General features: G+C 50.1%; 24 protein-coding genes. 12 read left to right on the forward strand and 12 right to left on the reverse strand.

Translation table 11 applies throughout. From position 1 onward, the window contains the following. Positions 1-22: 22 nt before the first annotated feature. The 3 genes from ACTS3T_RS06530 (at position 23) to ACTS3T_RS06540 (ending at position 3,242) form a co-directional block, all read left to right on the forward strand. A complete protein-coding gene (locus tag ACTS3T_RS06530; protein WP_377962853.1) occupies positions 23-892 on the forward strand; it encodes a shikimate dehydrogenase in 870 nt (289 codons plus the stop codon). A 329-nt stretch (positions 893-1,221) separates the two neighbouring features. Continuing rightward, positions 1,222-2,520 carry a peptidoglycan-binding domain-containing protein gene (locus ACTS3T_RS06535; protein WP_462934859.1) on the forward strand — a complete coding sequence of 433 codons (1,299 nt, stop codon included), beginning with the start codon at positions 1,222-1,224 and terminating at the stop codon, positions 2,518-2,520. 134 nt (positions 2,521-2,654) lie between these two features. Beyond that, complete coding sequence (locus tag ACTS3T_RS06540) at positions 2,655-3,242, forward strand: hypothetical protein (protein WP_377962857.1); 588 nt, start codon at positions 2,655-2,657, stop codon at positions 3,240-3,242. A gap of 178 nt (positions 3,243-3,420) precedes the next feature. Here ACTS3T_RS06540 and ACTS3T_RS06545 read toward each other — a convergent pair whose 3' ends face one another. Then, positions 3,421-3,564 carry a hypothetical protein gene (locus ACTS3T_RS06545; protein ID WP_377962859.1) on the reverse strand — a complete coding sequence of 48 codons (144 nt, stop codon included), beginning with the start codon at positions 3,562-3,564 and terminating at the stop codon, positions 3,421-3,423. Between the two features lie 26 nt (positions 3,565-3,590). Continuing rightward, a complete protein-coding gene (locus tag ACTS3T_RS06550; RefSeq protein WP_377962861.1) occupies positions 3,591-3,794 on the reverse strand; it encodes a hypothetical protein in 204 nt (67 codons plus the stop codon). A gap of 274 nt (positions 3,795-4,068) precedes the next feature. On the opposite strand from ACTS3T_RS06550, the gene ACTS3T_RS06555 reads away from it, so the two are divergent. After that, a complete protein-coding gene (locus tag ACTS3T_RS06555) occupies positions 4,069-4,710 on the forward strand; it encodes a DUF6940 family protein (RefSeq protein ID WP_462934860.1) in 642 nt (213 codons plus the stop codon). A 206-nt stretch (positions 4,711-4,916) separates the two neighbouring features. Here the strand turns inward: ACTS3T_RS06555 and infC are convergent, their stop codons facing one another. The 5 genes from infC to ACTS3T_RS06580 form a co-directional block, all read right to left on the reverse strand. Continuing rightward, on the reverse strand, positions 4,917-5,405 hold the full coding sequence (gene infC / locus ACTS3T_RS06560) for a translation initiation factor IF-3 (protein ID WP_377961011.1): 489 nt from the start codon (positions 5,403-5,405) through the stop codon (positions 4,917-4,919). A 334-nt stretch (positions 5,406-5,739) separates the two neighbouring features. After that, complete coding sequence (locus ACTS3T_RS06565) at positions 5,740-6,618, reverse strand: YihY/virulence factor BrkB family protein (RefSeq protein WP_377961014.1); 879 nt, start codon at positions 6,616-6,618, stop codon at positions 5,740-5,742. A gap of 30 nt (positions 6,619-6,648) precedes the next feature. Further along, on the reverse strand, positions 6,649-7,452 hold the full coding sequence (locus tag ACTS3T_RS06570) for a DUF1206 domain-containing protein (protein WP_462934861.1): 804 nt from the start codon (positions 7,450-7,452) through the stop codon (positions 6,649-6,651). 91 nt (positions 7,453-7,543) lie between these two features. Then, positions 7,544-8,359, reverse strand: coding sequence for a tetratricopeptide repeat protein (locus ACTS3T_RS06575; protein ID WP_377961147.1), 816 nt, complete (start codon positions 8,357-8,359; stop codon positions 7,544-7,546). A gap of 381 nt (positions 8,360-8,740) precedes the next feature. Then, on the reverse strand, positions 8,741-9,079 hold the full coding sequence (locus ACTS3T_RS06580) for a hypothetical protein (protein WP_377961145.1): 339 nt from the start codon (positions 9,077-9,079) through the stop codon (positions 8,741-8,743). A gap of 252 nt (positions 9,080-9,331) precedes the next feature. Between ACTS3T_RS06580 and ACTS3T_RS06585 the strand changes: the two genes are divergently transcribed. Continuing rightward, on the forward strand, positions 9,332-10,165 hold the full coding sequence (locus ACTS3T_RS06585) for a TrkA C-terminal domain-containing protein (protein ID WP_377961142.1): 834 nt from the start codon (positions 9,332-9,334) through the stop codon (positions 10,163-10,165). Between the two features lie 45 nt (positions 10,166-10,210). On the opposite strand, the gene ACTS3T_RS06590 is transcribed toward ACTS3T_RS06585, so the two are convergent. Further along, a complete protein-coding gene (locus ACTS3T_RS06590; RefSeq protein ID WP_377961140.1) occupies positions 10,211-10,378 on the reverse strand; it encodes a hypothetical protein in 168 nt (55 codons plus the stop codon). Between the two features lie 487 nt (positions 10,379-10,865). Here ACTS3T_RS06590 and ACTS3T_RS06595 point away from each other — a divergent pair, with 487 nt between their 5' ends. The 4 genes from ACTS3T_RS06595 to ACTS3T_RS06610 all read left to right on the forward strand — a co-directional run bounded on the left by ACTS3T_RS06595 (position 10,866) and on the right by ACTS3T_RS06610 (position 14,332). Beyond that, positions 10,866-11,072 carry a hypothetical protein gene (locus ACTS3T_RS06595; protein WP_377961139.1) on the forward strand — a complete coding sequence of 69 codons (207 nt, stop codon included), beginning with the start codon at positions 10,866-10,868 and terminating at the stop codon, positions 11,070-11,072. Between the two features lie 201 nt (positions 11,073-11,273). Next, a complete protein-coding gene (locus ACTS3T_RS06600; RefSeq protein ID WP_377961138.1) occupies positions 11,274-12,842 on the forward strand; it encodes a metallophosphoesterase family protein in 1,569 nt (522 codons plus the stop codon). A gap of 83 nt (positions 12,843-12,925) precedes the next feature. Beyond that, positions 12,926-13,726 carry a glucose 1-dehydrogenase gene (locus tag ACTS3T_RS06605; RefSeq protein WP_377961136.1) on the forward strand — a complete coding sequence of 267 codons (801 nt, stop codon included), beginning with the start codon at positions 12,926-12,928 and terminating at the stop codon, positions 13,724-13,726. A 150-nt stretch (positions 13,727-13,876) separates the two neighbouring features. Continuing rightward, entirely contained in the window at positions 13,877-14,332 is a 456-nt protein-coding gene (locus ACTS3T_RS06610) for an orange carotenoid protein N-terminal domain-containing protein (protein WP_377961133.1), read from the forward strand. 99 nt (positions 14,333-14,431) lie between these two features. On the opposite strand, the gene ACTS3T_RS06615 is transcribed toward ACTS3T_RS06610, so the two are convergent. Next, positions 14,432-15,370: a histone deacetylase family protein gene (locus ACTS3T_RS06615; RefSeq protein WP_377961131.1), complete on the reverse strand. Its 939-nt coding sequence runs from the start codon at positions 15,368-15,370 to the stop codon at positions 14,432-14,434. 212 nt (positions 15,371-15,582) lie between these two features. Here ACTS3T_RS06615 and gyrA point away from each other — a divergent pair, with 212 nt between their 5' ends. Both gyrA and ACTS3T_RS06625 read left to right on the forward strand, forming a co-directional pair. Continuing rightward, positions 15,583-18,147 (forward strand): DNA topoisomerase (ATP-hydrolyzing) subunit A, encoded by a 2,565-nt coding sequence (gene gyrA / locus ACTS3T_RS06620; protein ID WP_377961129.1) that lies wholly within the window; start codon positions 15,583-15,585, stop codon positions 18,145-18,147. A gap of 416 nt (positions 18,148-18,563) precedes the next feature. Next, positions 18,564-21,026: a PAS domain-containing protein gene (locus tag ACTS3T_RS06625; protein ID WP_377961126.1), complete on the forward strand. Its 2,463-nt coding sequence runs from the start codon at positions 18,564-18,566 to the stop codon at positions 21,024-21,026. On the opposite strand, the gene ACTS3T_RS06630 is transcribed toward ACTS3T_RS06625, so the two are convergent. The 3 genes from ACTS3T_RS06630 to ACTS3T_RS06640 all read right to left on the reverse strand — a co-directional run bounded on the left by ACTS3T_RS06630 (position 21,023) and on the right by ACTS3T_RS06640 (position 23,737). Beyond that, on the reverse strand, positions 21,023-22,006 hold the full coding sequence (locus ACTS3T_RS06630) for a succinylglutamate desuccinylase/aspartoacylase family protein (RefSeq protein WP_377961124.1): 984 nt from the start codon (positions 22,004-22,006) through the stop codon (positions 21,023-21,025). The two genes, ACTS3T_RS06625 and ACTS3T_RS06630, sit on opposite strands and share 4 nt — an antisense overlap. An 8-nt stretch (positions 22,007-22,014) precedes the next feature. After that, positions 22,015-22,782: a hypothetical protein gene (locus ACTS3T_RS06635; protein ID WP_377961121.1), complete on the reverse strand. Its 768-nt coding sequence runs from the start codon at positions 22,780-22,782 to the stop codon at positions 22,015-22,017. Between the two features lie 664 nt (positions 22,783-23,446). After that, positions 23,447-23,737 (reverse strand): hypothetical protein, encoded by a 291-nt coding sequence (locus ACTS3T_RS06640; RefSeq protein WP_377961118.1) that lies wholly within the window; start codon positions 23,735-23,737, stop codon positions 23,447-23,449. A gap of 233 nt (positions 23,738-23,970) precedes the next feature. On the opposite strand from ACTS3T_RS06640, the gene prfC reads away from it, so the two are divergent. Beyond that, positions 23,971-25,608, forward strand: a complete 1,638-nt coding sequence (prfC, locus tag ACTS3T_RS06645) for a peptide chain release factor 3 (RefSeq protein WP_377961116.1) — start codon at positions 23,971-23,973, stop codon at positions 25,606-25,608. Positions 25,609-25,681 lie beyond the last annotated feature (73 nt).

A 25,681-nucleotide genomic window follows, 5' to 3' on the forward strand; every position in this document is an offset into this window, starting at 1 on the left:
GATCCAAAGCCACCGTCGGAGTTTGCATGTGATTACCGGAACGACTCAACTTTTGGGCGTCATTGGCCAGCCCGTCGAACATTCTCTCTCGCCTGTGATGCATAACGCAGCGATCGCGGCTTTAGGCGTCAACTTTGTTTATTTACCCTTGCCAGTGCCCAGCGATCGCTTACGAGCAGCTATTCAAGGCTTTGAAGCAATTGGGCTACGCGGGTTTAACATCACAATTCCACACAAACAGCAGATTATGCCTTTGCTGAGTGAAGTTTCTGATGTGGCTCAGGCAGTAGGGGCTGTCAATACCGTCTGGCGAACCGAGCAAGGCTGGAGCGGTACCAACACCGACATCACTGGCTTTTTAGCCCCGCTGCGATCGCATGATCTGCGCGGGCAAACGGCTTTAATTTTGGGCAATGGCGGGGCTGCTAGAGCCGTGGTCGCTGGCTGTGCCCAGCTTGGCTGCTCAGCGATTCAGGTAGTAGGCCGCAACCCGGCAAAGCTGGCGCAGTTTGAAGCAAGCTGGCAATCAGCAAAATTGCCACCCCCCTTGACGGTGCAGCCGTGGACGGCCTTGGCGACGCTTCTACCCCAGGCAGATTTAGTGATCAACACGACCCCTTTAGGCATGTCGCCGCAGATAGCAGCTTCGCCGCTATCTGCGGACTTAGCCGCTACCCTCAACCCCCAGGCGATCGCCTATGACCTAATCTATACGCCCAGCCCCAGCCAATTTCTCAAACAAGCTGCCCAGCAAGGCTTACAAACAATTGACGGGTTAGAAATGCTGGTACAACAAGGGGCAGCCGCGTTAGAAATTTGGCTAGGGCAACCAGCTCCAGTCGATATTATGCGGCGATCGCTGCGACAAGCCTTAAAGTTAGAAAACGATTAGCTTCGCCGAATCCATACTGAATTTTTGCAGGGGTGTTGTAGTTTATAGAGTCTGCTAAGATTGCCAAAAGACGATCGCTCAGTCAGCACTAGCAGCAAAAAACGGCTGGTCTAGGGGCGTCTCGCGGGGGCAAGTAACCGCCCGCACAGGTCAAGACAAACCGAATACGGTTGCTAATTGAGGCGACTCCAGGGCTAACCTGCCGCTCAAACAGGGTTAGATTAAAGAGAAAAATCAAGGCGATCGCCCACGACCAATCGCCATCAGTGAGATGACTGGGTGCCTACCAAATTCAGTTGTTTCCGGAGGACATAGCCGTCTCCCGATCTATGCTTGATCCTGCTTTCTGGCTGCTTAGCTGCACAAACTGCACCCAGCCCTCAACCCCAACTGCGGTTGCTACCTCCCCAACGCTTTGTAGCCCCCATCCGGTAGCAGCCAATTTGCCTCAGCCGATTTCAAGCTGCCCTGCTCCAGAAGCCACCCTAACTCCTGACTGGTCGCCTACGCAGACGATTCAATCGGCTGTTCACCTGTTGGCGGCTACCCCCAGCCTAAAATTTACCGAAAAAATAGCGGTTGCCACCGCCAAAACCAAGGCCACTGCCCCCCCGGAACCGCCAGCGACGGCTGCTAGCTCACCAGCGGCCACCCCACCACCAACCGCCCCGCCACCCCAGTCGCGCTTGCAAATCGGTAGCCAGGGAACTGATGTGCGGCAACTGCAAACAGTTTTACAACAGCTAGGCTACAACCCCGGCCCGGTCGATGGACGCTATCAACAGCTCACCCGCTCAGCCGTCATCGCTTTTCAGCAAGCCCAAGGACTCAACCCAGACGGCATTGTAGGGGCTGAAACCTGGGCCGCTTTAAGCCAACCTAGCCCCACCCCAGCGGGGTCAGCGCCTCAGCCGCCTAGAGCTTTAACCGATCCGCCGCTGTCAACAGCGATCGCAGCAACCGCCCCGCCGCTGCCAGCAACGACAGCAGCTCTCGAACCCAGTGAGGTGAATACCTTACCCCCCGTTAACCGTCCCACCACCCAGCCGCCCCTGCCGTTGACACCCCTCGCTGCCGCAGATATAAGCGAAGATGATCCCAAAGAACGCTGGATTTTGGTTTGGGGAATTGTGCATATCGGTGGCTGGATTTTGATTGCCCAGCAAACCTCCGGCAGCGTGATCCACCTCAGTCGTCTAGGGAAAAAGCTGGGTAAATTGCGCCAGGTCGAAATTTTGCCGAAACTCAGCCGCCCCCCCAAACGGCGATCGCCCGTCGTTCGTAGCAGCACCAATCGAGTCTTGTGGGCCAGTTTGCCCAGCGGTGAGTCGCTCGCTAACCTAGAAGGGGAAACGCAGGTAGTCACTTTACTCACAAACGATCTGTATACAGGCGAGTCCTATCGTTACTCTTTAATTGATGACGCGGCTGGTCGTTTTGTTCTTAGAAAAGACGAGTTGCGGCTGATCAACCACCGCTTTAGCGAGGCGGATGTCAATACCCACCACGAGGTCGTCGTCCGCCGCATCGACAGCGCTGGTAACCCTGTCGATCAGCGCTTTGAAATTCACTGGAAGCCCTCACACCCCCCTACCCGGCAACCCTTTTCGCCGCTGATGGCCACCTAGCCTCTAACCGTTGGCGGTTCGTTGCCCGCCGATGACTTCACTATTCTTAAGATTGTGCGCAGATTGCCAGACGGTAAAGCTGAGCTGTTTTAACCTGTAAATCAGAAGTCTTTTTTCTGGCTTAGTTCTCGCTTATGCTGACTCAAATTGTCCGTCCGATGGTAAGAACCCAAATTCGGCTTTTAGCGGGTAGCCACGCAACTCGCCCTGTTTTGGTGAAAACCATTGCCCAGTGGCTAGGGTTCTTGGGCGTAGAAGCAAAAGTGACCCAGCTAGCCGCCAATGCCCACCAAATTCAGGTAAGTTTAACGGTTGGCAAGCCAGATGCTTGTGACGGGAACGATTGGGAAAAAATTCTGCAACATCTGCGCTGCGACGCCAGCGAAAAAAGCGACCTACAGGCGATCGCTGGGTTTACGGCCAAACAGCAGTCACAGCTACAACGACTGCTTGCCTACGTGATTCAAGTGGGTAATCCTGAAGAATCTCTTGACTGGTCAGCTATTGAGCCGCAGCTACAAACAATGGGATTTGAAGCGTCTCTGATTGCAGGCATTGGAGCGGCTCTTAAAGTGCCGCAATCGTTAGACTTGCTGATGGAAACGCTCGAAGACGATGTCGCGGCTGTGGCCTTACCCAAAGCGGTCAGCATTGCACTGCTCGATCGCAAAGTCACCCCTTCTGAAGATAGAGCGTTATCAGCCCTTATTGCTGCCCTCTAGCCCTGCTAGCGCTCATAGCTAGCTTGCTGAACCGATATATAGCAGTCATCACCCGCCTTAAGCCCCTCAAATAGCTAAAAGCCCTGACGCCAAAGCGTTTATTCCGCCCTCTAGCCTCATGCTTCTGCCTTTAGCTAAGCTGTACGCCACACTGGACGTTAGCATCACCCTAGCGCAGTTAGCCAGGTGATTGAGTCCGCTGTTTGGGATGAGCAGAGACGCTTTTGGGTAGCGGAAACATCACCTGCCATTTGCCCGTTATCGGATCCCGTTGGGAAACAAATGGATTGTTTTTGAGGGGGGCGCAGCTGGGTTTTGCCATGACAGCAGACTCCGAAAAATAATGAATTAATCAACAACGCGAATACGACCTTGCCGTAACCATTCGTGTACCTTACTCACCAACACTGACTGCCGCGAGCTTAACGCCGACTGGTTACCCAACAGACGCATCAGCAACCACTGATGCTGACGAGTAATCTTGCGAGAAAGGCAAATTTCGTCAACCAGTTGTTCAAGCGCGGAAATCGGAAGTGTGGTTTGAGCGTACATAGGTGGTAGAGCCGATAATCTGGGGGGATGATCTAAGTATTGAGGGTTTAAGCGAAAATTTCCGTGATATCAGGGTGGTCTTAGAGTGACAATACTGCCAGTAAAGCGTGACACATGGGTCAGAGCAGCGTGATTTGCCCAGCCGCCGCGAGTGATGTCGATCACGAAAAGTCGCCAAACGCCCCCACGCTATTGCCTTAATCCAGCGATAACGCTAGCCTGCCACGCTAAAAGTCAACCATCCTTTGATCACGTCCTCTTGAGAAAGTTGTCTATGACTTTTCCGAACCATTCTGAGCAGGGTCAATTTGCGATTTTTAGCGAAGCACTTGCAGGCGATCGCCAACGGCTATGGCTAACTCAGGCGGCTACACAGGAGGTTTTGCGCTGGTGCGATGTCTTATCAGGCTGGCAACAAACGCCAGCCCTGCGCCAGCTATTTAGCCAGTTTTTAGCCGATAGACCTTATGCGGCTTTCTTCTGGGAGACGCCTCCTTTAAGCGAAGTAACCCTGCTCCACCCCTTTGAATGCTGCGTTATTGACAGTCCTCAACTAGCCACAGCAAACGCCGAACCGCAAGCCTTCGCCGACTATATTCACCCCGAAACATGCGATCAGGTTGAGGCGTTCCCCAACTTAAAGGGCGATACGTTACTGGTCGTTCCTTGCCAAAACAGCCAACAGCAACACTATGTGCATTTAGCAGCCTTTTTAAGATCGGCACCGACGCAACAAGTTCATGCCCTCTGGGCAACCGTTGGCCGTAGGGCTAGCCAGCTCTTAAACGAACAGGGTAGACAACCGCTATGGATTAGCACATCCGGGCTAGGTGTCTACTGGCTCCACGTCCGGCTAGATACCTTTCCCAAGTACTACCGTCACTTGCCGTATCAAGCCATGCCAGCGACACAGTAACCGCCCAAACGATGGCTGAAGGCAGAAGGAAAGCTTTTCTGTCGGAGGCTTGCGGCTATTTGAGCATCTCAACGCGGGTAGCGACAGCAGCAAAAGAGTAGACAAGCCCCAGGACGATACCCCGCTGCTGTCTACTCAGCTTGTTTGCAAAGCTGTTAGCGGCAATCGGCGTTGACGATAGCGCTACAGCATTAGGGAAAAAGCAGTTAGCCAGGAATGACCTGCACCATCAAAGCTCGCTTATCGAGCGATTGGACTTTGCCTGCTTCACCTAGATCTTGAACTACCCGATCGAGCAGTTCGGCAGCGCGATCGCGGTGCTGGTGTTCCCGACCGCGCAGGCGAATCAAAAACTTGACTGAATCTCCTTTGCCGAGCCACTGAATAGCCTTCTCAATCCGTAGCTTGTAGTCAGATTCGCCAATGTTGGGGCGAAGCTTGACTTCTTTTACCGTCGGTTTAGAACTTTGGCGCTGTCGCTTTTTCTGCTGATACTGATGCTTGCCATAGTCCAAGATTTTAGCAACTGGAGAATCCTTACCCTGGGAAACCACTACCAGGTCAAGACCCACTTCTTCAGCCAGCCGTAAAGCATCGCGAGTATCTACTAAACCGCGATTGTTATTCTCATGGTCAATCAAAAGAACGTGAGGAGATTTGATTTGGCGGTTAATCAGCTGTTGCTTGACTATGATTGCTACCTCTTAAGCGCGACAATGCATTTTTTAAAAATAATATTAGCTTAGCCTAGCATTGATGCAACCCCCTCACAGGGTGTACTATCCCAACCTGGCGATCGCCCCAGCGCTAGCAACAAAGGCTTTAGGAGGCTCATCGTAGATTTTTTGCTGCGCACTATAAAAAGCAACCACCGCCACCGCCAACCGCAGTTGAGGGCTGATTTTACCTACCTTCTAGCCGCCAGCAGCGATCAAATCTAGCCGCCGCGCCTTCAAATCAGCAAACGTGACAAAATTTAGAATTATTTAAAATCTGGTCAACCCGCTTTTGGGGCACCCAAGCGATCGCTCAAGTACGTACCGCATGTTCGTCGGGCACAATCTGCGAACCATACCGCCTAGCATAAACCTGAGTAAACTCTGCGCCAAAAAACAAGATCTGAGCTGAATAGTAAATCCAGGCCAGCAAAATCACAACCGACCCGGCTGCGCCATAAGTAGAGCCAAAGCTGCTATTGCCCAAATAAAGGCCAATCAAAAACTTGCCCAACGTAAACAAAACGGCTGTGATCAGCGCTCCTGTGGTCACGTCTCGCCAAGTGACTTTGACATCCGGCAAATACTTAAAAATCATGGCGAAAAGCAAAGTAACCACGCCAATCGAAAGCACAATATTAACAATTTGCCACAGCCAGCTCAAACTCCCTATCCACCCGTTTAAAACCGCACTCAGCCCCGCTAACGCCGCACTCAGCACCAGCGAAACCAATAGCAAAAAGCCAATTACCAAAATCATGGCAAATGACAAAAAGCGTTTGCGCACTAGGTTCATTACTCCTTCAGTGGGCTTAGCTTTCACATTCCAAACCTGATTTAGCGAAGCTTGCAATTGCACAAAAACACCGGACGCCCCAAATAGCAAAACGCCCAAACTTATCAGTGTGGCAATTAGACCACTGTTAGAAGCTGGGCTATTGGCGTTTTGCAGCGCGGTTTCAATCACAGAAGCGCCTTCTGGGCCAACTAAGCCTTGAATTTGATTGATAATTTGGGTTTGCGCTGCACTTGCGTCAAAAACCATACCAGCGATCGCAATCACCAAAATTAGCAATGGAGCCAGGGAAAAAACCGTGTAGTAAGCCAAAGCCGCTGCCAGACGCGAAGCATCGTCGGCTTGCCATTCCTGGAAGGTTTCTTTTAACAACCGCCACAAGCGCTTGAAACTCATCATTAGTTGTGCAGTGCTGATTAATCTTACTTAGTTGACTGTAATTTTTTGGTAGCGGGCTCTGGCTTCTAGATAAATACCGTAGGCCACCAACCCCAAGGCCACCAACCCCAACAGCCAAGGCCCATAGGCTTGCTGCTCTAGGGTTTGTAGCGCTCCTGAAAGCCCCCGTGCCTGATCAGGATTGGCTGTAATGGCCGCTTTGATCAAAAAGCCGCCGATAATGACAAAGGTAATGCCCCTAGCGGTATGCCCCATACGCCCTAGCCGAATGGCCCAGGTTCGCTCGTTGGCGCTCATCTCTGCCCAGCTTAGATGTCGTCTAAATTTGGCCGAAAAAGCTTCATAAAAGTGATAGCAGGCAACGCCCAGCGTAATCACACCAGCGGTAGCAACTAACCACTGCCCAAACGGCTGCGACATCAGCCTAGCAGTCCAATCGCGGGTTGAGCTTTCACCCGAAGAACTACCTGATCCCATCAATAACTGAATGGCACTGATGCCAAGGCCGCCATAGACGACGCCGCTACACAAATAGCCTAAGCGTTGAACCAACCCTTTGCCGTCTGTGCCCTTGTTTTCAATATCTAAAAAAGCACCCGCAAAGCGGTAAATGGCATAACCAAACAACCCGGCTGTAATTAAAACCAACATTAATTGGCCGAAAGGTTGACCCAAAACAGTGGTCAAAACGCTTTTCGTATCAGCCGTTTTGCCACCTACGCCCAAAGCTGCTTGCGCGGCCAATAGACCGATCAAGGCGTAAACAATCCCTTTTACAGCTATCCCTAAACGGCTGGCCGTTTCTATCCAACTGGCTTGTTGAGAATTCATCCAGAACCCCAGTGTTTGAGTACTTCCAAACCGTATAGAAAGTAAGAGGAACCGTCATCTACCGAGGGTAACAGGCGATCGCTGGCTGAGCCTATCGATTGATATAAGTTTGCACGTTTGCGATCGCTTCAGTAGCGTAATAGTCGTCGGGTCGTTGGGCTAACGCTTGCTGAAAGAAATCGAGCGCTCTGGCGTAGTCGCTGCGCTCAGTTGCATCGTAACCCAGTCGCATAAAGCGATCGTAGGCCGTTTCTTCCCCCGTAACCGCGCCCAATCCGGCATCACCGTCTTGTAAACCGTTGACGACATTCCAATAGGCGATAGTGGCCTGACGGTCGTTCGGGCGTTCATAGAGAGCGCTTCTAAAGTAGGAACGAGCCGTGAGATAATCTTCGCGTTGCTGAGCCGCATAGCCTAAGCGCATATAACGGTCGTAAGTGGTTTCGCCGCTATAAGCCGTCGTGGGGGGTACAGCGGCGTCAGCCTGACCCACCGTGGCATCAGCGCCTGACCCAACGGCTAAATAAGTCTGCACATTGCGCAAAGCCTGAGTGGCGTAATAATCTCCTGGCCGTTCTTGCAGCGCTTGTTGAAAATAGTTTTGCGCTGTCTGGTAATCTGCCGCATCCGTAGCGTCGTATCCCATCTCCATGTACTGGTCATAGACGGGTAGATTTTGGCCGCTTTGGTTCATCGCGTCTACCACATTCCAGTAAGCAATAATGGCGGCGCGATCGTTAGGGTTAAAGTAAAGCGCGTTGCGAAAGTAAGTTGCTGCTGCCTGGTAGTCATCGCGCTGCTGCGCGGCATAACCTAAGCGCATGTACTGGTCATAGTTAGCGTCATCACTTAGCTCAGCCGTTTGCTTGCTATTAGCAGAAAGGGCTGCTGTTGGGGGAGCTGCCAAAGCGGTTGATGCTGAAAGCGTTAATACAAATAAAGTGAGTGGAAATGACTTTGTCAGAAACTTCAAATTCATCAGTCTGGATATTTTCAATATGCACAAACAATCAAACGGATTGTTAACTTAGCTTATTTATTTCTTCACGCTGGCATAACGGCTTATCGATAGATTTTTGCTGCTTTGCATCACCCTTTGGACTTAAGAGGATATTTGAAAAATATCTGCTGTGTAGTAAAACGGCTTAGATCCCCCTAAATCCACCTTAAAAAAGGGGACTTCCGAGCCGATCCCCTCTTTTCGCGGGTAGTAGGGAAGATCGATGATTACCTAAAATCATAACTATTGGCTTTTCAAACACTCTCTAAATAGCTGAATAATTTGTGTTTAAAAGCTGAAATTTGCTGCTTCTGTAGTGGCAAAGCGATCGCCCCAGCGGTGAGCTTTTTCTGAGCTAGCAAACGGGGGAGTGGCCACGAGTAAACGGTTGTTAGCTACAGTTAGCTGTAGGTTAGTGTTTTTCCAGATGGTTGGGGTTAGCTGTTGAGCCAACTGTTTGCCTGGGATGGTCGTGTTGGCAGCGATCGCCTGATGAGCGATAAAATGACGCGTTAACCCAAATCCGGTTGTAAAAGTAGTTGCAGCAAGCGCGATCGCGCTTAGTAAAAAATAGCTAGAATTTAGCTGCCCAATAGGCTGAACATTCGAAGCATTTTGTCTTAACATCGATTTATTCTAAAATTTTGAGTCGGTCAGAACGCTGTCTGGATCGTCAACTAAAATTTGTTTTTTTTCATCCACCTCAAGCGCCGATAAAGCCTCTGACTAAAGAGTGATTTAGCAAACGGTTACCGTAATCCCTGCCAAATCAAGATTAAATATCTAACCTTTGCCAGAAGACAATTCCAGACGACGAGTTGTAGCTTTTGGCTGCTCCTGTTTTCCGTCTGAGCTAATCCCTATTTCAGAGGTACCGTTTTGGCTGCCGTCTTATCTTTGCTGCTGGTTTTAACCCTCTCTATGTTGATTACGCGAGTTGCCACCGTTGCCCTCATTCATACCGGGCTTTCTCACGGGATTGCGCGTTTTCAAGCTCGTTCTGCCTTTACCAATGCTGGCTTCACCACTCAAGAATCTGAAAAAATGGTCAACCACCCCGTACGGCGACGCATCATTATGGTGCTGATGCTAATGGGAAATGTGGGGATTGCCACGGTCATTTCGTCTCTGATGCTGACTTTTTTAGACAACGGTGGCAATGTCAACTGGGGGCAGCGGCTATTGCTATTGGCCGTCGGTTTGGGCGTTATCTGGCTATTAGCCAGTAGCCGCTGGGCAAATCGATTAATTGCTCGCCTAACCTATTGGATTTTGAAAAAGTACACGAAGCTCGACGTGCGAGATTATGTCAGTTTGCTGCGGCTGGTGGGAGATTATGGGGTGACAGAGTTTGCCGTTGAGGAAGGCGATTGGTTAGCCAATCAAAAGCTATCGGCTCTGCGGCTTAACCAGGAAGGCATTATTATTTTAGGCATTCAGCGGCACAGTGGCCGCTATATTGGCGTACCTCAAGGGCATTACTTTGTGCGTCCCAAAGATACGCTCATTTTGTATGGCCGCTCCGACGTATTAGCCAGTTTAGATGAGCGAAACTCCGGGTTGGGAGGTGAGTTAGCGCACCAAGCCGCGATCGCCCGCCAAAAAGCTATTATTGCCGCTCAAGACCAAGAAGAATCTTCATCAGCAGACGATCTTGCGTCCGACGATTCGCCTACAAAAAAACAGCCTCCCTCAGTTGAGAGAAGCTGTTGATCTCAGTCAGTCAGTCGTCAATCTAACCGTTGCTCAAGGGTTGACCTAGCGAGCTTCAGTTCCCTGGTTAGGAGATCCGGCTTTTCTGCCTTTGTCACCAGGCGCTTCAGGCTTGGCACCTTCGCGAACATCAGCATCACGCTCACCTTGACCCGTACGACGAGATTCGGGTTCTAACGGAGTTTGCTTACCTTCTTTATCTGCTTCAGACATATTGTTCTCCTTTACACTTTTAGATTTAGTTTTTTCAGAGGTTTATGAGTGAATTTCATAAACTTCTCTTTACGCTTAATCAGCTTATCGGAGATAACTGTTCACTAGCGTCTGTCTCTAGATATATCCTTTTGCCCTCTATCAGACGGCAGGGGATCGCCCAAATTACCAGATAAAAAGCTCTTTTTTAGCTGGGATCTGTCATAACGTTCGTCAGTTTACTAAAATCTTGGCTGACAAAAGTTCCTAAAAAACAACAGGTTTACAATAACTTTAAAATCAAAAACCTATTTATGAAAACCTCTTAAAAATAAGCCACAAAAATCATGAAATAGCGGTCTGAGCTACGTAATATTTGAGCTTACTTTGTAGATAACTATTAGTTGGCATTAAAGTCAGATGGTGCAAGCAACTTACTCATAAAGGTAGAGGTTTTCTTGAGTTGATGTGATTAGTATTTATCTAAATCGTCAAAGCCTTATTGACCATGAAAAATCACACTATTTTTTATCAACTGATTAACACCAACGGCAAGCTGCGATTAAAGCTTTGGGAACCCAGTTCCACCGTAAGTCGCCAAGGCCCCCGTCATCGGTTTGCTATTAACTATCTGGTTTCTTCTGAGCTAGAAGCTCAACAACTGGTAGCTCAGTATGTCAGAGACAATCGTGCCAAAGCCCGTTGCTTAGCTTAAGAAAGTGCTTTACGGCCCAACAGGGTGCTCAACTTTAAGATTAACGTCAGGGTGCTTTACCACAACCCTTTATTCAGCTATATTTGTCTAGCTTTCAAGCGCTTTAACTCGGTCACGCTGCTATTAAGGCCAGGGTAGACAAAATCTGACCTGTCACTCACCGAGTTTTATATCCAAAAAAATTTTCTATTTTTCGACCGAATGAAACTGGTAACCGATCCAGCGATCGCTTTGAAGATTAGTCGCATGAAAGAGCGAGTTCGCTGGCGGCATCCGTTTATTCTCAAACGCGAGATTGATCAGACCCAGCTAGTTATTGATGGGGCTGAACTGGATAATCCTGATTTTTCCTTTTTAGTCATTGGCGATAGCGGTTCAGGGTACCACCGGGGCGACAACCCCCAACGCCGAGTGGCCAAAAGTTTGCTGAGCCAGCAGCAGGCTTGTCGCTTTATTCTCCACACAGGCGACGTTATCTATTTGGTAGGCTCTAGCGAGCAGTATCCGCAAAATTTTATTCGACCCTACCGCGAGTTTTTAGTCGGTGGTGAAAACCCTCAGCAGATCGCTTACGATCGCATGGTTTTTAACTATCCCTTTTTGCCTGTTCCGGGCAATCACGACTATTACGACCTGCCTTTTGTCTTTGGCGCGATCGCCCAAACCTTTTTACCCGTACGGCGACTGCTGCGCTATCAGCTAGATCTCGATGTCGGCTGGCACGGTTCGCGCAAAGGTGACGCCTATGCCAAAGCCTTTTTAGATTACTTGCTGAATAAAGACGGCGAACCCCTAGCCCGTCACCTCGATCGCCACTACACTGCCAAAACCTCAACCCAGCGCTGTCTCCGCTACCAGCCAGGTCACTTTACCCGTCTGCCCAACCGCTACTACAGCTTTCGTGTGGGCGGTATTGACTTTTTTGCGCTCGATTCCAACACGTTTAACGCTCCCCTACCGCTAGAAGACCTAGAAGTCTGGCAAATTACCCATCAGCAGTTGATTGCCCGTCGTCAAAAGCTTTTAGCCACTCAGCAAAGTTTACTCAACCAGGCAACAGACCTAGAAAGCCAGCCCGACGCTGCCGACAGTGACGAAGCCAACGACCTCTACAGCAAAGTCGAGCAAATCGAAGAACAAATTCGCGATATTGAAAAGCAGCTCAACGCCGACCAAAACTCGTCTGATGTCGATACTGAGCAGCTCCACTGGTTGCAAACTCGCCTCATCGAATCTTGGCAAGATCCCGCCGTTAGAGGTCGGGTGCTGTATTTTCATCATCCCCCCTACGTCACCGAAGCAACAAAGTGGTACCAAGGTCAAACCCTAGCCATTCGCTATCGGCTGCGGCAGGTGCTCGACCAAGTGCAGCAGGCGCTAGGCGATCGCCCACCCGATCAACCATTAGTTGATTTAGTCATTTCAGGTCATGCCCACTGCTTTGAATACCTCCGCACTGAAGCCACCGGACACGCCGATGCCAACCTCAACTGGGTTGTCTGCGGCGGTAGCGGCTACAGTCTACGGCGACAGCGCCCCGAAGGCGCTGTACTCACCGAAATTTTGGCTGACGACCAGCCCCAAATAGTGGCCAAGTCTCACTGCTTTGCCGGACGCAATGGTCACGGTTCGCAAAAGCGACATCCCTTCTCGTTTTTGCGAGTCGATGTTCAGGCGGGTCAACCCGTCAAAATCATCTTGCGTCCCTTCATCGTAGAGCGCCATCATCGCCAGTGGAAAGAATACGCCCTGCCGCCTATTAACCTCTAGGGCTAACGATTTACCCCTGTAGCATGAGGTGCAATTTTTAGCTGCACAGTATGCTGATGCACGGCTTTAACAGGAAAAACTTTATGAAGGGGCTTAAGGGCAAAAACGTTTTGGTCACGGGAGCGTCTACTGGCATCGGACGGGCGATCGCCGTTCGGTTTGCCCAAGAAGGCGCTAACGTGGCCATCAACTACTACAGCGGTGAAGAAGAAGCTCGCCAAACCCAGGCGCTCATTGATCAAGCCTGTGAGCAAATTCAAGGATGCGGCGTTAAAGATCAAGTCATTCAAGCCGACGTTTCTCAACCAGACGATGTCGCCAACATGTTTGAGCAAACCCTAGCCAGCTTTGGTGACTTAGACATTTTGGTCAACAACGCGGGCATTCAAATGCAAGGCCCCTCCCACGAAATTGACCTCGACAAATTTGATCGAATGCTGGGGGTCAACCTCAAAGGGGCTTACCTCTGCGCCCGCCGAGCCATCCAGCATTTTTTGGCGCAGGCTAAACCGGGGGTGATTATCAACAACTCCAGCGTTCACGAAATTATCCCTCGCCCCCAATATGTCGGCTATTCCATTAGCAAAGGGGGCTTAGAAAATATGACGCGGACGCTAGCCCTAGAGTATGCACCGCAAGGCATTCGCATTAATTCAATTGGCCCCGGTGCTACAGCAACGCCTATCAACGATTGGGCTAATAACGTCGATGAGCGAGCCAGGGTAGAATCTCACATTCCGATGCGTCGAGTCGGCAACCCCGAAGAAATGGCTGCCGCTGTTGCCTTTTTAGCCTCCGATGAAGCTAGCTATATTACTGGTCAAACTCTATTTATCGACGGTGGCTTAACCCTCTATCCCGATTTCTTAAAACCCTGGTCTTAAGCAAGGGTAGACAAAGGATTGCCCCCACCTTTCGCCGGATGCAGACGCCCTCAGGGACTGTTAGTTTTTTAACAGCTATCCCTCAAATCCACCCATCGAACTATCGGTTTAACCACCCCACCGTCATCCCTAACCCCTAAACACTAAACTATGGAAACTCTCGTACAACAGTTCAAGCAATTAGCCGTAGATGACCAGCTCGCTATTCTCTGGCAAACCTTTAGTCAGATGGAAAAAGCCGAGTCTGTCGAAACTTCTCAGCAGCTCACCCCTCAGACCGCGCAGCTTTTTTTGCAAGATCTGCTTCAGGTTGATCAGTCCAACCAGCTCGCTATCATCCGCGACATTGTCGCCAGAGCAGATACTCGGTTTGGCCGTGGCTACAGCAGCCTCGATCGCAATATGCAGCTTGCCTTCTGGTATGAACTTGCTCAAACTTTGAGCGAACGCAATACGCTTGTTCCACCAGCCGACTATCAGCTTGGCGACGAAGCTGAAGGCGTTTGGCGATCGCTGCAAGCACTCAGTGCCCCAGAAAAAGCTACCTTTGCCAAGACGGTTATCTCGTCAATGGGTTCAGACGTCGCCGAACTTCCTGTGGTTTAGGTTCGCGATCGCTTGGCTCAACTGGCCATCTAAAGACTGTTTTGTTTGCCTAAACTCAGGTGTTAGCGAGTCGTCTTTTCTGCCTGGGTTTAGCCAGCCTTAGCCCGCCGCAGCGGGACTTGGCGACAGGCAAGGCTCAATGGTCATCAAAATTGATTCGCTCAGAGCGGCATAGTCATAGCCTCCTTCCAAGCCAAACAAAATGCGGGGCGTCACGTTCAGGCAATACTGGGTAAACACGCCATAATCAGCCGGACGCAGCGAAATATTAGCCAGCGGATCGGCCTGGTTAGCGTCGTAGCCAGCACTCACAATCAGCAAATCAGGCTGAAAGGTTTGCAACGCTGGTATAACCTGCTGCTCAAAAAGCGGCTGATAGTCTGACAGCGTACTGCCCGCTGCCATCGGCACATTCAAAACGTTGTTGTGCAAACCCGTTTCTTGCGATCTGCCCGTACCGGGGTAGCAAGGCGACTGGTGAAAAGAGGCATAAAAAATGTCAGGATTAGCCTCGACTAGCGCCTGCGTGCCGTTGCCGTGATGCACATCCCAGTCAAGAATAGCGACTCGCTGCACGGCAGGCAGCGTTAGCCCATAATGAGCCGCGATCGCCGCGTTAGCAAAAAGGCAAAACCCCATACCGCGATCGCGCACCGCATGGTGTCCGGGCGGACGCACCAGGGCAAAGGCAGGTCGCCCCGTCTGCATGACCTGATCCACCCCATCTAGCCAAGCGCTCACCGCCAGCAGCGCTACCTCATAGCTGCGGGCAGACACCACTGTATCGCCATCTAAATGTCCACCACCCGCTGCACAAAGCTGTTTAAGCGCGGCTACATAGCGCGGGTTGTGCATGCGCTCTACCCAGTCTGTCGTATCTTGCCGATCGCTAGGCGATCGCCAGTCGAGTTGCGCCGACCAGCTCGCCTGCTTGAGGGCTGCCGTCACGGCGGTTAACCGCCCTGCATTTTCGGGGTGGTAGCTGCCCGTATCGTGCGATAAAAATTGGTCTGAGTAAATAACAGGAAAAGCTTTCATTGCCAAGGGTTCAGACTAAATCAATCAGACGCTTAAACGTCCTACTCCTACCCTAGCTCACCCACTGGCTTCCCCATCGCAGCGGGGATAAATGTGATAGAATATTATACGCAGCAACGAAATATTTGCAAATATTCAGCGACTAAATCGCATTATCGCCAAAAATCGACGTTTAGCTGCTGAATGCTTGAGATTTTGGAGTTTTTTACTGTATGAGCACCCCTCAAGAGCGGATCGTCCCCACAGATCTGCGCAATGAGATGTCTCGGTCTTACTTAGAATACGCCATGAGCGTTATCGTAGGCCGAGCTTTGCCCGATGCCAGAGACGGTCTCAAGCCCGTGCATCGCCGTATTTTGTATGCCATGCATGAGCTAGGGCTAACGGCAGATCGCCCCTTCCGTAAGTGCGCCCGTGTGGTGGGGGAAGTGCTCGGTAAGTATCATCCCCACGGAGATACGGCGGTTTATGACGCCCTAGTGCGCATGGCTCAGGATTTCTCTATGCGATCGCCGTTGATTAACGGCCACGGTAACTTTGGCTCGGTGGACAACGACCCGCCTGCAGCCATGCGATATACCGAATGTCGATTGCAGTCTCTCACCAGCAACGCCCTGCTGCAAGACATCGAATCTGAAACCGTTGATTTTATCGACAATTTTGACGGTTCTCAGCAAGAACCCATCGTTCTACCAGCCCGCATCCCTCAGCTTTTGCTCAATGGCTCGTCAGGGATTGCGGTAGGCATGGCCACCAACATTCCTCCTCACAACTTAGGTGAGTTAATCGACGGCGTAATTGCTCTGATCCGCAACCCAGAGATTACCAACGCTCAGCTCATGAGCTATATCCCAGGGCCAGATTTCCCGACGGGTGGGCAAATTTTAGGCACCAACGGCATCTACGAAGCCTATACAACCGGAAGAGGCTCCGTTACCATGCGCGGAGTCGCCACCATCGAAACGCTGGAGCATCGCGGTCGCCCCGATCGCGAAGCCATCATTGTCACCGAACTGCCTTACCAAACAAACAAAGCAGCGCTGATCGAAAAGATCGCCGACATGGTAAATGAGCGGCGCATTGACGGCATTTCTGATATTCGAGATGAGAGCGATCGCGATGGTATGCGAATCGTCATCGAGCTAAAGCGCGATGCTTATCCCCGTGTCGTCCTGAACAATCTTTACAAGCAAACGCCGCTGCAAAACAACTTTGGCGTTAACATGCTGGCGCTGGTCAATGGAGAGCCTCAACTACTCGGTCTAAAGCAAATGCTAGAAGTCTTTTTAGACTTCCGCATTGAAACAATTACCCGCCGGACGCAGTTTGAGCTACGCAAAGCCGAAGAACGTGACCACATTTTGCAGGGCTACCTCATCGCCCTGGAAAACTTAGACGCCATTATTAGCCTAATTCGCCATGCCGCTGATGCCCCCATCGCCAAACAAGAACTGATCGAATCTTATGGCTTGTCGAGCAATCAAGCTGACGCTATTTTGCAAATGCAGTTGCGTCGGTTAACCGCGCTAGAAGCTGAAAAAATTCAGCAAGAACACGAAGCGCTGCAAGAGAAAATTGCTGACCTGCAAGACATCCTGGCACGGCGAGAACGCATTTTAGACATCATTGAAACCGAGTTAGGTCAGCTCCACACCACCCATAACAATCCACGCCGAACCATCATTGAGCAAGCCGAAGGAGAACTCACCGATATCTCCCTGATTGCCAACGAGCAGGTTTTGATTTTGCTGACTGAGCAGGGTTACATCAAGCGGATGCCTGTAGACACCTTTGAAGCGCAAAGTCGAGCGACTCGAGGTAAGTCGGGCACCCGCATGAAAGAAGACGACGTGATCGAGCACTTTATTACCTGCTGCACTCACGACAACGTCCTCTTTTTTAGCGATCGCGGTGTGGCTTACTCAGTGGCGGCCTATCAAATTCCGGTCGGTTCGCGTACCGCTCGGGGCATTCCCGTCGTGCAAATGCTGCCCATCCCGCGAGATGAAAAAATTACCTCTGTTCTAGCGGTTTCTGAGTTTACAGATGATGACTACCTAGTCATGCTGACCCAGGGCGGCTACGTCAAAAAAACGGTTCTTTCTGCTTTCAGCAATATTCGAGCCAATGGCCTAATTGCCGTTTCTCTAGAAGAAGGCGATCAGTTGCGTTGGGTGCGGCTAGCCAAAGAAAGTGACAGCATATTGATTGGCTCACGCCAGGGGATGACGATTCATTTCCAAGCTGATCAAACCCAACTGCGACCGCTAGGACGGCCTACCCGTGGCGTACGGGCAATGTCGCTGAAAGAGGGAGATGAACCCATCAGCATGGACATTCTCCCTGCTCAGGTAGTGGCTAAAGTAGCGCAAGCCAACGAAATTGAAAGTGACGAAGAAGCTGAAGAACTGGAATTTGATTCTAGCAACCAGGCAGGGCCTTGGGTTTTGGTCGTGACTGGCGGTGGCTTGGGCAAGCGGGTGCCAGTTTCTAAGTTCCGACTGCAAAATCGAGCGGGTATGGGCTTACGGGCTATCAAGTTCCGCAAAGACCAAGATCACCTGGTAGCTTTGCGCATTGTCAATGAAGAAGACGAAATGCTCATTGTTACCAGCCGTGGCATTATCATTCGTCAGGCTGTAGACGCCATTTCTATTCAGTCTCGGATGGCAACCGGGGTACAGGTGCAACGGCTCGATGGAGACGATGCGATCGCAGCGGTGGCTTTGGTACCGCCAGCAATCGAAGAAGAGGTTCTAGATGCCATGAGCGATTAGATTAACCTTGTTTGGTTGATCTACGCTCCTGCAGCGGCAAGCTTTGCTTAGATCTGCTTTGCTGGTTTAGCCGACGAGCAAAACAGATTGCCATAACCTGCTTCGCCTATAGCTAAAGGCAAACAGCAGATGGCAGCAGCAAAGCTTGTCTGTAGCGGCTTTTAGCAAGTTGAGTCTCTCAGCGCTAGGAAATACAGCCACAACAAGACTCAAATGGCAGGCTAGCGGTTGAAAGCGCTGGTCTATCATCAATCTAAGCTAAAGATAGAGAGTGTTTCACAAAGAAAGACTTTTGTCAATCAGCCAAATTCTCTATTTTTGTGAGATAAATTTATGATATTTAGCAGTTTAGCCAGATGACTTCCTCAGCCAATCGGGCATACTGTTAAGGAATATTTATATCTCCCATCTTGTTCATGACAAGCATGCACCGCTTGAATGAGCCTAATGTTGAGGCCAATTCTCTGGCGCTTTTTGCAGCAGCTACCGCTGATCTGATTTGCGAATACGACGCACAAGGCTGTTATGTAGCTGTCAATCCAGCGGCTATAGCCCTACTAGGTCTTCATACCCAAATGCTGATAGGCCAATCGCCGCTGTCACTCAGCCAGAGTGTACCCACCGCAGATCGGCTGGTGCTGCAGCAAATTCAGACAGAAGTCACTCAGGTACAGCGAACCAAAGAACACCTAAGGGTGATTCATATGTTTGCGACCGCTGCAGGGCCTAGGCTATATGATGTCGCCTATACGCCTATCCTGAATGCTGATGGAGAAGTGGTTCAAGTTTTCAGTCATGGCCGAGAGGTGACCCATTACCAAGCTTCGCCCTTTTTAGAAAAGTTATCGACAGCGAAGGCTTTGATCGGCATTGAAATGCCTGATCTCGATAGTCCCGGAACCCGTATAGCCAAAGGGGCTGAGCCATTAACCAGACGGTTATCCCTCAATGATCGTAAGCAAGCAGCTAACATTCGTCGCAGTGCCGAACTATTGCAACTGGTTTTAGACAATATTCCTCAATACATTTTTTGGAAAGATCGCAACTCGGTTTATTTGGGCTGCAATCGCAGATGGGCCGAAATGGCTGGCATTCAAGATCCAGAAGCGGTAATTGGCCTGACCGACGAAGATTTACCTTGGACTGAAGAGCAAAAAAGCTGGTATTTAGAGTGCGATCGCCAGGTGATGGAATCTGACATTGCCATGCTTAGCATCAAGCAGTCGCAGTTACAGGCCGACAATAGACTGACCTGGCGCGAAGTAAATAAATTGCCGCTTCACGATGCAACGGGTAAGGTGATCGGTCTTTTAGGCACTATCGAAGACATTACCGATCGCAAACGGGCTGAAGATTTGCTCAAGCAGTCAGAAGCCAAGTACCGCCAGCTAGCCCAGCGAGAAGAATTACAAAATCGCCTAGCCAGCCAAATTCGCCAGTCCCTCAAGCTAGAAACGATTTTGCAAACAGCCGTCCAGGAAGTTCGCAAAACCTTAGACAGCGATCGCGCCTTAATCTACCAGTTCAATGAAAACTGGCAGGGGACTGTTTTGGTTGAATCTGTAGCCAGCCCCTGGGGGTCTACTTTGGGAGCGGTTGAACCCGATCGCTGTTTTCCCGAAGCCTTGGCTGAGCGTTATCGGCAAGGGCGCGTTTTGGTGCTAAAAGATGTACAAAGCTCAAACTTACAAGCCTGTCACGTTGAGTTTTTACATCGCTTTCAGGTTCAGGCCAACCTAGTTGTGCCGATTCACACAGAAGATGTGCTGTGGGGCTTGCTGATTGTGCATCAGTGTCAAGCGCCGCGTGACTGGCAAGAAACCGAAATTGAGTTACTCAAATATCTTGCAGGGCAGCTTGGCGTTGCCATTCGTCAAGCGGCGTTGTACCAAAAAGCTAAGGAAAATGCCGCTGAAGCGCAAGCGCAAGCCTGTGCCCTGCAAGCTGCAATTCAAGAACTCAAACACACACAAGCCCAGCTCATTCAAACCGAAAAGATGTCCAGCCTCGGACAGCTCATTGCTGGGTTAGCACATGAAATTAACAACCCCGTTAACTTCATTTATGGCAACGTCAATCATCTTGAACAATACACCCAAGACCTGTTAGAACTGATTGACTTTTATCAGCAGCAGTATCCTGAACCCACCGCCGACGTTGAAGAAAAAATCGACGAGATTGACCTACCGTTTTTAACTGAAGACATTGCCAAAATTCTGCAATCGCTCAAGATTGGCACAAATCGCATTCGCCAAATTGTCTTGTCTCTCAGAAACTTTTCGCGCCTAGACGAAGCCGTAGTCAAATCAGTCGATATTCACGAAGGCATCGAAAGCACCATCGTCATCCTACAGCACCGTCTGAAGCCAACTTCAGAGCGCCGGGGAATTACCGTAAGCCGAGAATACGGCGATTTGCCGATTGTCGAATGCTTTCCCAGTCAGCTCAATCAGGTGTTTATGAACATCTTGAGTAATGCCATTGATGCGCTTGAAGACGCGATCGCTAAGGGACATTGGCAGCCAACAGCTTTAGACTCAGAAGATGAACAAGCCGCTGAGCAAGGGCCATGCATTTGTATTCGCACAGGGCTAGTAGACGGTCAAAAAGTGTCTATCGACATTAGCGATAACGGCCTCGGCATTCCCGAAACGTTGCGACAAAAAATCTTCAATCCTTTCTTTACCACCAAACCTATTGGCAAAGGAACCGGACTAGGACTTTCTATCAGTCATCAAATAATTGTCGAACGTCATCAGGGTCACCTTGACTGCTATTCTGCCGCCGGAGAAGGTACCCAGTTCCACATCGAAATTCCAATTGTCCAGGCCAACAATTTAGAAGTCACCCAAGCTGAAACAGCCAGATATCCCGACTAAGCGGTTGCCCGTTGCAAGTTGGAGAACTTAGCAATGTGCAGAATAGCATCGCCTTGATTCACTAAAGGATTGCGAGTACAACCAATCACCATTCCCTGGCAGGGCGACTGAATTTTGGCACTTTTGTTGCCAAAAGCATCCAGAATTAGCCCTAAAGGTTGCCGCTTTTGAACAACTTCGCCCAGCGCTACCTGCATGTGCAAAATGCCGCTGCGAGAAGCTCTCGCCCACTGAGTTTCTTTCACTTCAATAGACGGTTTTGGGCTAACGACCGTTTCCCTAGAAAGCATTTCTAAAATAGCCATTACTCGCAAAATACCCTCAACGCCAATTTGAATCGCTTCTGGGTCAAACCGCAAAGCTTCCCCAGCTTCATACAGCAGTACCGGGATGCCGCGTTGAGCAGCAGCTTGTCGTAGCGAACCGTCACGCATAGAAGACTGAATCATCAACGGCGCATTAAACGCTTTGGCACAGCGATAGGTTTCCGGATCGGCTAAGTTGGCTCGAATTTGAGGCCAGTTGCTGCGATGATGAGAAGCCGTATGCAGATCGATACCATGGGTGCAGCGCCTGACGACTTCGTGCATAAACAGGTGGGCTAATCGAGCCGCTAGCGAACCTCTAGGAGAACCCGGAAAAGAGCGATTGAGATCGCGGCGATCGGGCAAGTAACGAGACTGCTCAATAAAACCAAAAACGTTGACAATGGGCACCGCAATCAGGCTACCGCGTAAACGCTTGGGCTGAAGCTGAGTTAGCACCTGGCGAATAATCTCAACTCCATTAATTTCGTCCCCGTGAATTGCAGCACTCAGCCAGAGCCTTGGCCCAGGCTGAGCGCCGTTGATGACGGTAATTGGTAGACTGAGTTGGGTTTGAGTTGGTAAACGAGCAACGGGTAAATCGAGCTGCTGTTTTTTACCAGGTGGAATAGTGTATTGACCAATCTCAACCGGAAGCGCCAAGTTCTGCATCATCAGGCAGATTAGCTCAACAAGTTGAAGCGCTGTAACTGCGTTTCTATCAGCTTGGGTAAGGTTTTGTTGAGATCTGATTTGGTTGCAAAAACCACTCGATTGTGTCCCGGTAACTCAAAGGGAAATTGTCCCGCCATGTCGCTTCGTTCCATCTGTGCCAGCAAAATTTGCTCTGTGCGTTTGCATTGCAGGGCATAGCCCACCTCAACGCAAACCTTAGGGCTAGGCAGCATCTGTGTCGGGCTGCTTTCAAGCTGAGCGATTGGGGTGCCGTCTGCAATAAATAGTAAGCTGCGGCGGATCTTACGCATTAAAGTGCTGTTGAGCCGAATAGCCCCTTCGCTCAAACGGTGCGATTCTTCTAGGGTGATTTCAATTCGCGATCGCCGATTGAGTTTTTCTAAGGTTGATTGCACAGTATCCCTTAGCCAATTGCTAGACTCGGCATAGTCGGTTTGGTAGCACAAAAAGATAGTGGCATCCAGGTTGGCTAAAGTATCTTGCTTAACGAAGTAAATCTCGTGGCTAATCAAATCAATATTTGAGATGGCGTAGGTGCCACTGCCCTCAATGTAAAACTCGGTGCGATCGCCTTCTAAATAGCGCTGAAACCAGACAGACTTTTTAACTTCATCAGCGTCGTCTAAAAAATCAGCTCGCAAAGCTGACTTTAGCAGACTGTTTTTACTCAGCCGTAAATCATGAGGACGCTTTTCTAACTCTCGAGCAGGCTCATACTGCTCTAGATACCAAGCCTTAAGGGCAATGATTGCCATAGCCGACTGCCTTAACTGCCTCGCACACTTTACACCAACAATCTTTAAAACAACAACAGCACCCAACGCTACCTGAGTGACTTCCACCTGCTGCTTGATCTTATCTGGAGTTGCCTTGATTGAAAACTTCAGTTTTCCTGAAGAAGTCAACTGCATTGCTCCCGGTTACCTAAAGCTGGGAAGTGTCAGTTTTCAAGCTGGATGCTGTTGGTTCGGAACGAGACAGATCTGTAATTAACAGATGTTGTACCTCTTGACTAAAGTGAACATCGGCTTTTTAATCTGCCAGGGAAGCTATTGAGCTTCCATTTAATAGTAACTTGAAGAGTTGCCCCAAAAGCTGCCTGAAATCAAAGTTTACGATGGTTAACTATCTTCAAAAAACAGCCATGAACGAGAAACAAAAGCGTTGAATTCTTACCCAAAAAGAATTTAGATATTTGTTGATCAAAACAAATCGGTTCAACCCAAAAGTTGAATTCAATCATGCTTATCCGCCAACCCATCAACCCCCAATTTGCCTGATAGCTATTTTTGCTCAAACTGATCTTGCTTAAATCCAAAATGATGCAGCCAGACTTTGTTAGAGCAGCCGAGCAACTTTGCTGCCAACCGATTGCCAGCGGTAGACCCTTTGGCCTCAGTGAGCCAACTTTGGCCTTGGCTATTGCGCTTCTAGGGCTGGGGCAGTGGTTGGCGTAGTGGGTTCATCAGTGCGGCTGAAAGTGACAAATAAACCAATGGCCAACACAGCCGCTACCGCTACAGCAATCCCTAACGCTAATCCGGCAACGCGCTGGTTGGGAGCGTCTTTGGGATGGTTATAGACGTAACCGGCTTCTTCAGTAGCACGGGACTGAATGTGGGCTTGCTCGACGGCGGCGGCCTCAGTCTCTAAAGCTGCTCGGTTAGTTTCTTGCGTGAGGTCGTTGTTGGGGCTGTGAGAATGGGTCATGGCGCTGCCTAGAAATCGTCAACCGCAAAGCGGTTATTAGTAGTGTCTAGGTTAATTAAAGTCGGGCGATCGCACATCAACCCTAAGGTAGGCAGCGCCGCGTTGGGTGAAGTTACTGACGAGAGCGGTTATCTTTACCTGCCAAAGGCAATGATCAGCCTCTACAATTTTGGGAGAGATCTCCTAGATCTCAACCTTTAGCCAGTTTGCTGATTCTCTAATTTCACGACCCTATGGCGATTTCCACTTCTGTTTCTCAGTCTGACCTTGAAACTGCGGTTGAGCAGCGACGTAATTTTGCCATTATTTCTCACCCGGACGCGGGTAAAACAACCCTAACTGAGAAACTGTTGCTATACGGAGGGGCAATTCACGAAGCCGGAGCCGTCAAAGCACGGCGGGCGCAGCGCCATGCCACTTCTGACTGGATGGAAATGGAGCAGCAGCGAGGCATTTCAATTACCTCAACTGTGTTGCAGTTTGACTATCAAGGTTGCCAGGTAAATTTGCTCGATACCCCCGGTCACCAAGACTTTAGTGAAGATACTTATCGCACCCTGGCGGCGGCAGACAACGCCGTCATGCTTGAAGATGCCGCTAAAGGCTTAGAACCGCAAACGCGCAAGCTCTTTGAAGTGTGCCGCATGCGATCGCTGCCGATTTTTACCTTTTTTAACAAAATGGATCGGCCCGGACGCGAACCCCTAGAGCTAATGGACGAAATTGAGCAAGAGCTGGGGCTACAAACCTATGCGGTGAACTGGCCGATTGGCATGGGCGATCGCTTTCGGGGTGTGTTTGATCGGCGTAAGCGACAGTTTCATCTGTTTGAGCGCACAGCCCACGGTAGCCGCGAAGCTAAAGACACAGTGCTAGATCTCAGCGACCCTCAAATTGAAGACCTGCTACAGCAAGACCTTTACTACCAGTTCAAAGAAGAACTGGAAATGATTGAGGAGTTAGGCCCAGAGCTAGACCTGGAAAAAATTCATGCCGGACAAATGACGCCTGTGTTCTTTGGCAGCGCCATGACGAACTTTGGCGTTCATCTATTTTTAGAAGCTTTTATGGACTACGCGCTGCGGCCTAGCCCTCGCAACAGCAGCGAAGGCGAAATTCCGCCCACCCACGAAGATTTTTCGGGCTTTGTCTTCAAGCTACAGGCAAACATGGATCCCAAACACCGCGATCGCGTGGCGTTTATTCGGGTTTGTTCTGGCAAGTTTGAAAAAGACATGGTGGTCAGCCACGCTCGCCTGGGTAAAACCGTACGCCTTTCTCACCCGCAAAAGCTGTTTGCCCAGGGGCGGCAATCGTTAGAAGAAGCTTATCCCGGTGACGTGATTGGCCTAAATAATCCGGGGGTGTTCGCCATTGGCGACACTATCTACCAAGGCAGGCGACTAGAGTATGACGGCATTCCCTGCTTTTCGCCAGAACTTTTTGCTTATCTGAAAAATCCTAATCCGTCTAAGTTTAAGCAGTTTCGCAAAGGCGTCACTGAGCTGCGCGAAGAAGGAGCAGTTCAGATTATGTACTCTGCCGACGAAGCCAAACGTGACCCGATTCTGGCAGCGGTGGGGCAACTGCAATTTGAGGTAGTGCAGTTTCGACTCAAAAATGAGTACAACGTAGAAACGCTACTAGAACCTCTAGGCTACAGCGTCGCCCGCTGGGTAGATGGCGGCTGGGAAGCCCTGGAAAAAGCAGGCCGTTTGTTCAACACTGCTACGGTCAAAGATAGCTGGGGTCGTCCGGTTTTGCTCTTCCGCAATGAGTGGAACTGTCAGCAGGTGGAAGGAGAACATCCCGAACTGAAGCTCAGCAAAACGGCTCCTGTAGTCGCAGGTCAGCAACCAGAAGAGATCTAGTTAGAAGCATTTTTCATTGCGGTAAAGATCGCAAAATGCTTTCTACGTCTTGCTTTAAGGTTGGTAGTTCTTT

Source organism: Almyronema sp., from assembly GCF_052168255.1.
GTDB lineage: Bacteria > Cyanobacteriota > Cyanobacteriia > Phormidesmidales > Phormidesmidaceae > Sphaerothrix > Sphaerothrix epifaneia.

Excerpts from the sequence above, each read along its gene's own strand:
- ACTS3T_RS06635 (WP_377961121.1), bottom strand. The coding sequence starts at position 22,782 with ATGGCAATCATTGCCCTTAAGGCTTGGTATCTAGAGCAGTATGAGCCT.
- prfC (WP_377961116.1), top strand. The coding sequence starts at position 23,971 with ATGGCGATTTCCACTTCTGTTTCTCAGTCTGACCTTGAAACTGCGGTT.
- ACTS3T_RS06590 (WP_377961140.1), bottom strand. The coding sequence starts at position 10,378 with ATGTCTGAAGCAGATAAAGAAGGTAAGCAAACTCCGTTAGAACCCGAA.
- ACTS3T_RS06580 (WP_377961145.1), bottom strand. The coding sequence starts at position 9,079 with ATGTTAAGACAAAATGCTTCGAATGTTCAGCCTATTGGGCAGCTAAAT.
- gyrA (WP_377961129.1), top strand. The coding sequence starts at position 15,583 with ATGAGCACCCCTCAAGAGCGGATCGTCCCCACAGATCTGCGCAATGAG.
- ACTS3T_RS06595 (WP_377961139.1), top strand. The coding sequence starts at position 10,866 with ATGAAAAATCACACTATTTTTTATCAACTGATTAACACCAACGGCAAG.
- ACTS3T_RS06540 (WP_377962857.1), top strand. The coding sequence starts at position 2,655 with ATGCTGACTCAAATTGTCCGTCCGATGGTAAGAACCCAAATTCGGCTT.
- ACTS3T_RS06565 (WP_377961014.1), bottom strand. The coding sequence starts at position 6,618 with ATGAGTTTCAAGCGCTTGTGGCGGTTGTTAAAAGAAACCTTCCAGGAA.
- ACTS3T_RS06610 (WP_377961133.1), top strand. The coding sequence starts at position 13,877 with ATGGAAACTCTCGTACAACAGTTCAAGCAATTAGCCGTAGATGACCAG.
- ACTS3T_RS06630 (WP_377961124.1), bottom strand. The coding sequence starts at position 22,006 with ATGATGCAGAACTTGGCGCTTCCGGTTGAGATTGGTCAATACACTATT.
- ACTS3T_RS06605 (WP_377961136.1), top strand. The coding sequence starts at position 12,926 with ATGAAGGGGCTTAAGGGCAAAAACGTTTTGGTCACGGGAGCGTCTACT.
- ACTS3T_RS06625 (WP_377961126.1), top strand. The coding sequence starts at position 18,564 with ATGACAAGCATGCACCGCTTGAATGAGCCTAATGTTGAGGCCAATTCT.
- ACTS3T_RS06600 (WP_377961138.1), top strand. The coding sequence starts at position 11,274 with ATGAAACTGGTAACCGATCCAGCGATCGCTTTGAAGATTAGTCGCATG.
- ACTS3T_RS06550 (WP_377962861.1), bottom strand. The coding sequence starts at position 3,794 with ATGTACGCTCAAACCACACTTCCGATTTCCGCGCTTGAACAACTGGTT.
- ACTS3T_RS06545 (WP_377962859.1), bottom strand. The coding sequence starts at position 3,564 with ATGGCAAAACCCAGCTGCGCCCCCCTCAAAAACAATCCATTTGTTTCC.
- ACTS3T_RS06535 (WP_462934859.1), top strand. The coding sequence starts at position 1,222 with ATGCTTGATCCTGCTTTCTGGCTGCTTAGCTGCACAAACTGCACCCAG.
- ACTS3T_RS06555 (WP_462934860.1), top strand. The coding sequence starts at position 4,069 with ATGACTTTTCCGAACCATTCTGAGCAGGGTCAATTTGCGATTTTTAGC.
- ACTS3T_RS06570 (WP_462934861.1), bottom strand. The coding sequence starts at position 7,452 with ATGAATTCTCAACAAGCCAGTTGGATAGAAACGGCCAGCCGTTTAGGG.
- ACTS3T_RS06640 (WP_377961118.1), bottom strand. The coding sequence starts at position 23,737 with ATGACCCATTCTCACAGCCCCAACAACGACCTCACGCAAGAAACTAAC.
- ACTS3T_RS06615 (WP_377961131.1), bottom strand. The coding sequence starts at position 15,370 with ATGAAAGCTTTTCCTGTTATTTACTCAGACCAATTTTTATCGCACGAT.